We start from the raw sequence: 6,613 nt of genomic DNA, 5'->3' as shown, positions 1-6,613 counted from the left end.
CCTCCAGAGGCTGCCGGAATCATGATGGGAGGGCTTAGCCTTGCCGCAGAATATGTTGCAGAGGGAAAAGCCATCGGCCTGAAAAGTGGCCGGCCACATTATGAAACGACCCGGGATCTGGCTGATCTTTCCAATGAGGTATTATTGCATGCATTTTCACTGGCCGGAGATCTTGACTGTGCTGTGCAGGTTCATGCAGAATCCGGCCCCTGTGAGGATATGGTGGGTATGGCAAAAGCACAGGGGATGAATCCCGCCCGCGTTGTGAAACATTTCGGAACACCGGAGACACCGCTTATCCCGTCACTTGTGGCAAAACATGAAGCGATACCGGACCTGTGCAGGGCAAAACGGGAATTTACCATGGAAAGTGATTACATGGACGAAAACAGCCGTCCAGGAGCAGTTATCGGCCCGAAGTCTGTTCCCCGGTTTACTCTCCGGCTCCTTGAGCAGGGACATATTTCTGAGGAGGACCTTTTCCGGATACATATGCACACCCCCCGGAAAGTCTATGGAATAGGGACAGAACTCTGATGGACCTGAAAGGTTTTTCTCCCTCAGGGGCACGATAATATCTGGATGTTACTTCGAATTCACCGGTCTGCAGATAACAGGGAAGTTGTTGGTATCTGTGACCGGGAGCTCATCGGAAAGACCTTATCAGAAGGCGAGGTTACGATAACCATCAGTGAAACCTTCTTTGGGAATCAGGAGGCCACAGAAGAGGAAGTTGTCCGCGTTCTTATGGATGGTGATAACATCACAATCTTTGGAAAGCGATGTGTGGATCTTGCGATCTCCCGTGGGATTCTGGAACCGGAATCCTGTCGTCTTATTGATGGCATTCCATACACGACTATCATACGAATATAAAAGCGATATACATGGACTTACAAGAGGCAATCTGTCCGAAATGTGGTGGCCCATCACCATCAGGAGATATATGCGGCGCTTGTCGCGCATCAGATATTGCATGGTTTTCCTGTGACGGCCGTGTCCGACTGGTACGTTGCCCGAATTGTAACTCTATGCGGGATACGAACGGTTGGAATGATTGTGAACGGTCGAGGGAAGATCTGGAATATGAGGCTGCAATCTCGGCCATCCATCTCTATCAGGATATAAAAAAACCCGAAATTTCGATAAGACTTGATGAAAACAGTAAAAACAGAACATTTGCTCATGTCTCCGTGAAAGGGATTCTGTATGATCAGCCGGTTGAGGCGGCCTGCACGGTTGAAATTCTCTGGCAGTATGACTCCTGTGACCGTTGCAGTAGATATCATGGCAATTACTGGCAGGGAGTAGTCCAGCTTCGGGCTGATGGAAGAAAAGCAACACTGGAGGAGCAGGAACGGGCAAAACGAATTGCATACCAGGCTGAAGAAGAGTTGCAACTCCAGGGCGACCGGTTGTCATTTGTAACCCGGATTGAAGAAGGGCGTGAAGGACTTGATATTATTGTCGGGACGCAGACGCTCGGCGAACAGATATCCCGCGAGATAACCAGGCGGATGGGCGGTAAATACTCCCTTCATCCGACGTTGGTTGGAGAAAAGGAAGGGAGGAAACTCTACCGGATTACCTATGCAGTCCGTCTTCCCAAATATACCAAAGGGGATATCATTTATATCAGGAATACCTACGGCGAGATACTGGGTGCAGAGGGAAAGACAATAAGTTACCTGGATCTTGCATCGGGAATTCCCCGGACTGTTCCAGAATCCACGCCATCCCGCTATATCGGAACTGTGCGAGATGGCATTCCTATGCTCGTCATTTATCAGGATGGTGAAACCCTGGGCCTGATGAATGAAGAGACCGGGAAGACTGAAGAAGTACCGGTTCAGTCATGGCGAAAGATAATCTCCGGCGAACGGGTCCATATTATTCGGGATGAGGACCGGGTTTTGGTAGTCTGATCCATATGAATGTCAGGGAGATACCCTTTGGGGATATCGCAGCCATAGTATCAGAACCGTGGGTGGATACCAGCAGAAAACCCTGGATATCCGGCGATATTGCATATGTTCCTGTCCGGAACGGATATCCCTTTACCACTACGCTTCCGGAGAGAAGAAGGAAAGGGAGAGGGTATCAGAAGATAGGATCAATTATTGCCTTTCATGGTGAAAAACCCGGGGCGGATGTAATATCTGAAGTAATCACTCTGCACAACCCGCAGGCTGTTGTCTGGTACCGCGGACATATAGGAGATATGCGGATTCCTGATCTGGTTCCTTTGTATGGAGAGGTAACTGACATTATCCATAACGAATCAGGAATCAGATACCATCTCAATCCGTCTCTGGTCATGTTTTCACAGGGAAACCGGGAAGAAAAGAGGCGTGTGGCAGATCAAGTCCGGCCGGGTGAGAGAATATGTGATATGTTTGCCGGTATCGGATATTTTACCCTGCCAATGGCAAAAGCCGGGGGAATTGTTCATGCCATCGAGATAAATCCTGTCGCTGTCCGGTATCTGCAGATCAATATCCTTGAAAACTCCCTTGATTCACAGGTTACGATCTCATCAGGTGACTGCAGGGATCATATCACTGGAATATATGATCGCATTCATATGGGACATTATGAAGCGGTCAGGTTTCTTGATACAGTCTTTGATCATGTACGGACCGGTACTACCATTCATGTACATGGGATTGGGGACATTGAAACCGAAATCAGGAAGCATTTGGATACATCCGGACATTCCGCAACCCTGCAGCACCGGATAATCAAAAAGATCGGACCTGGAAAAGTCCACACCGTTACTGACGTCGTGATTACATGACACTTTTGGGAAAGACTATCCTTATCGGGGTAACCGGAAGTATTGCAGCAGTTGAGACTGTCCGGCTCATTCATGCCCTCAGAAGAAAAGGAGCACAGGTTCAGCCGGTCATGAGCCAGGCAGCGTGTAATATTATTCATCCTGATGCCCTGACCTATGCAAGTGGCAGGGAGGCAATAGTCCGGATTACCGGGAATGTTGAACATGTCACATACTGTGGTGATGAAGGACGCGCTGATCTGTTCCTTATTGCACCCTGCACAGCAAATACGATATCAAAGATTGCCTGCGGAATCGATGATACAACGGTTACTACCTGCGCGACGACTGCTCTTGGCCGGAAGATGCCATTTATTGTGGTTCCAGCCATGCATCATGCGATGTTCCGGCATGATATCGTTATGAAAAATCTAGCCATCCTTAAAGAATCAGGGATTGAGATAGTCGGGCCACGCATTGAAGAAGGGAAAGCAAAAATTGCCGATATCAATGAAATTGTCCTCTGGTGTGAACGGCTTCTTTCCAGAAGACCCCTCGCCGGGAAGCGGATTTTAATAACCAGCGGGAGATGTGAGGAACCAGTCGATGACATCCGGATTTTGACAACCCGTTCTTCAGGAAAGATGGGTCGTGAACTTGCGTATGAAGCATTCCGGAGAGGTGCTGATGTAACCATCATCCACCAGGATACAATTCCCGTCGGAAGAAATATCCCGGTTACATCTGCGGCATCAATGGGAGATGCAATCCGTTCGGTACTGGATGATCATACCCCGGATATCTATATCAGTGCAGCAGCGATATCAGATTTTGCACCGGAAAGAATCACAGGGAAGATCCCAAGTGGAAAACCGGTCTCGCTATATCTTCATCCTCTTCCAAAACTACTTGATCTTGCCCTTGGGGTAATTCCTGTCACGATTGCATTTAAACTCGGTCCTGCTGCTCATCATGAGGCACAGGAATTGCTTCAGAAAGGGGTTACCATGGTTCTTGCCAATACTCCTGATAATCTGGGATCTGAAACTGCCAGGTATACCATGATTGATGTGTATGGAGAAGAGCATATATCCGGAAACAAACAGGAGATCGCATCACGGATTTTTGATCGTATCAGTACCAGATATCTCTCATCATGACACGTTCACGAGTAACTGCATTCTGCCCTGGTCATATCTCCGGATATTTTCTTCCCGTCATCCATGATGATCCGACCCGCTCCGGAAGTATCGGGGCAGGTATTGTCATATCAGAGGGGGTGAGGATTACTGCAGAAAAAAGTGACACATCATCAGTTCGTATTTTTCAGACTGATCGGACTGGTCAGCCGTATAAGATCCCTGATACATCACCCGTTCTTTTGGATCTTATGAAATACATGCAGGTGACAGCATCTCTTCAGACCACGTGTCATCTTCCCATCGGGGCAGGGTATGGGATGTCTGCCGCGGCCCTTCTGGGAACGGTTCATGCACTCAATGTCCTCTATAACCTTGGGCTTTGTACCCCGGATTGTGCCAGGATTGCCCACCGGATAGAAGTTAAACATCGATGTGGCCTTGGGGATGTTGCAGCTTGTCAGGGGGGAGGGTATGTGATCAGAAAAACACCTGGTCCAGATGGTGAGATCATTCGAAAATCGGACACAAGACCGCTATATGCCCTTACAATCCGTCCCATACGGACCTCTTCTGTTCTTTCGTCACCAGATCTCATGAAGCGGATCGCCATGGCCTTTCCAAAAAAGATACCTGAAAGTCTTGAGGATATCATGACCCTCTCCCGGGAATTCGCTGAAGTGAGTGGCCTTATACCTGATGAGATTATGCCAGTTCTTTCAGCATGTGATGATGCACACATACCTGCCAGTATGACCATGCTTGGGTGTGGCGTATTCGCACTCGGAAGAGAGGCCGAAGCAGTCCTCAGAAGATTCGGGGATGTATTCCGGCTCCGCATAGCACACGGCGGGCCAGCAATTCTTTACGGAGAATATCAATCATGATCCCAATAACTCATCCACGGTACCGGTCGTTAGTTACCAGGGAACGGCTTGCATCATATACCAAAACAGGAATTGTATCACTGGAAGGGCTGACTGCTCACGGGCGGGGTGAAGCGTTTGATTACCTGCTTGGAGAAGAGACAACAGAATCAGCGCTCAGGGCAGAGAAAGTAGCAGCAGCCCTTCTCCTGTCAGCGAGCCATCCGGTCATTTCAGTGAATGGAAATACCGCAGCTCTGGCGGCACAGGAGATAGCAGATCTTCAGAGAGCATCTCATGCACGGGTTGAGGTAAACCTTTTTCACCGGACAGATGAACGGGTAGAGGCGATCTCCCGCCTGTTGCAGGAGCATGGAATCACGTTGGTTGAAGGTACGGTCTCCCGATATATTCCTCTGGATCATGATCGAGGACTGTGTCATTCTGATGGCATGTATGCAGCAGATGTCATCCTCGTTCCCTTAGAGGATGGAGACCGTGCCCAGGCACTTATACAGATGGGCAAAAAAGTCATTGCGATTGATTTAAATCCGCTCTCCCGGACATCCCGTGTTGCAACAGTGCCGATCATCGATGAAGTAACCCGTGCCCTTCCCAATATTACCCGGTTTTGTACCGAACTTTCCCCTGAAGATCTCTCTACCCTCACGGAAGAGATCGTCGGAACCGGATTTATCAGGGACGCCCTTGAATATATACGGAGGAGGCTTTCGAATGTTCTGGATTGAACGATACCGGCCGGTCACTCTGGATCAGATTCTCGGTCAGGAGCGGGTATGTGAAGTCCTCAGACGTTGTGCCGAAACAAAAAACCTCCCGCATCTCGTTGTGTCAGGACCTCCCGGGACCGGGAAGTCAGCAGCGGTGGAAGCTACTCTTCGTGAATTATATGGCGATACCTGGCAGGACAATGTCACCCTCTTCCGGACCTCTGATCTTATGGAACGGGGAAAATCAGCGCTTGAATCAGATGAGCGGTTCCTTCATCTGTACCGGCCCGATGAATCATTCCTCTCTAATTTTAAACATATTATCTCTGAATATGCATCAATCCGTCCTATCAATGCTGAATTTAAAGTAATGCTCTTTGAAGATGCTCATGCCCTGTCCCATGAGATTCAGCATGCACTCAGACGTACCATGGAGCGGTACAGCAGTACATGCCGGTTTATCTTCTGCACAACCCAGGCTTCCACACTCATCCCTCCGATCAAATCACGATGCCTCCCTCTCTTTTTTGCTCCCCTGCCAAGAGAAATAATCCGCGACTGCCTCTCTGCCATTCAACAGAACATCCCTGAACCTGACCGGGCTCCTAATGATGAGATCGGACTTATCATTGCAGCATCCGGTGGAGATCTGAGAAAGGCGATTATGTATCTGCAGGTCAGGGTTGAGACAAAAATCCCATTCAATCCTGATACTCTGAGTAGGACCGATACCCAGGAAGAGGCCTGCCTTGCCCTGCATGAAATGAAAGCAAAAGACATAGCAGGAGCCCAAAAACGTCTGCAGGATCTCATGTTGACACAGGGTCTTTCAGGAAGGGAGGTAATCACAACGCTGCTTGAGGTAACTGAACGGGAGTATAATGATCCCGCGATTGTAACCCGGCTTGCTGATGCAGACGAACGCCTGACCTATGCGGGAAATGAGTACCTGCAGATAAATGCCCTTGTTGCTACTATCGTTTCGGAGGTGTTTTTATAGGCGGACAAAAACTTTCAGTCGAGGCACGAGTGCAGTCCCATTACGATGACATCGCCGATGTATATGACCAGCGGTATGATCATCGTGAACGGGGCAGAATG

General features: G+C 49.0%; 8 protein-coding genes. All 8 read left to right on the top strand.

Annotation, left to right across the window (positions count from 1 at the left end):
- The coding region (locus tag PLA23_RS08975) for a TatD family hydrolase (protein ID WP_324474913.1) at positions 1 to 537 on the top strand (537 nt) is incomplete at its 5' end.
- A gap of 45 nt (positions 538 to 582) precedes the next feature.
- Positions 583 to 876 carry a DUF424 domain-containing protein gene (locus PLA23_RS08970; protein ID WP_324331324.1) on the top strand — a complete coding sequence of 98 codons (294 nt, stop codon included), beginning with the start codon at positions 583 to 585 and terminating at the stop codon, positions 874 to 876.
- 11 nt (positions 877 to 887) lie between these two features.
- Positions 888 to 1,925: a 60S ribosomal export protein NMD3 gene (locus PLA23_RS08965; protein WP_324331326.1), complete on the top strand. Its 1,038-nt coding sequence runs from the start codon at positions 888 to 890 to the stop codon at positions 1,923 to 1,925.
- 5 nt (positions 1,926 to 1,930) lie between these two features.
- Complete coding sequence (locus PLA23_RS08960; protein ID WP_324474912.1) at positions 1,931 to 2,797, top strand: class I SAM-dependent methyltransferase; 867 nt, start codon at positions 1,931 to 1,933, stop codon at positions 2,795 to 2,797.
- The gene (gene coaBC / locus PLA23_RS08955) at positions 2,794 to 3,936 is read left to right on the top strand and encodes a bifunctional phosphopantothenoylcysteine decarboxylase/phosphopantothenate--cysteine ligase CoaBC (RefSeq protein ID WP_324331328.1); all 1,143 of its coding nucleotides are present in this window, start codon (positions 2,794 to 2,796) and stop codon (positions 3,934 to 3,936) included. The genes PLA23_RS08960 and coaBC overlap by 4 nt, the downstream gene beginning before the upstream one ends.
- Positions 3,933 to 4,802, top strand: a complete 870-nt coding sequence (locus PLA23_RS08950; protein WP_324331331.1) for a pantoate kinase — start codon at positions 3,933 to 3,935, stop codon at positions 4,800 to 4,802. The genes coaBC and PLA23_RS08950 overlap by 4 nt, the downstream gene beginning before the upstream one ends.
- Entirely contained in the window at positions 4,799 to 5,530 is a 732-nt protein-coding gene (locus PLA23_RS08945) for a 4-phosphopantoate--beta-alanine ligase (RefSeq protein WP_324474911.1), read from the top strand. The genes PLA23_RS08950 and PLA23_RS08945 overlap by 4 nt, the downstream gene beginning before the upstream one ends.
- A complete protein-coding gene (locus PLA23_RS08940; protein ID WP_324474909.1) occupies positions 5,517 to 6,512 on the top strand; it encodes an AAA family ATPase in 996 nt (331 codons plus the stop codon). The genes PLA23_RS08945 and PLA23_RS08940 overlap by 14 nt, the downstream gene beginning before the upstream one ends.
- Positions 6,513 to 6,613: the final 101 nt, after the last annotated feature.

The sequence above is a fragment of the Methanospirillum sp. genome (assembly GCF_035406105.1).
GTDB lineage: Archaea > Halobacteriota > Methanomicrobia > Methanomicrobiales > Methanospirillaceae > Methanospirillum.
The sequence above is the reverse complement of the archived record's forward strand: the minus strand, read 5'-3'. Positions and strand labels throughout refer to the sequence as shown.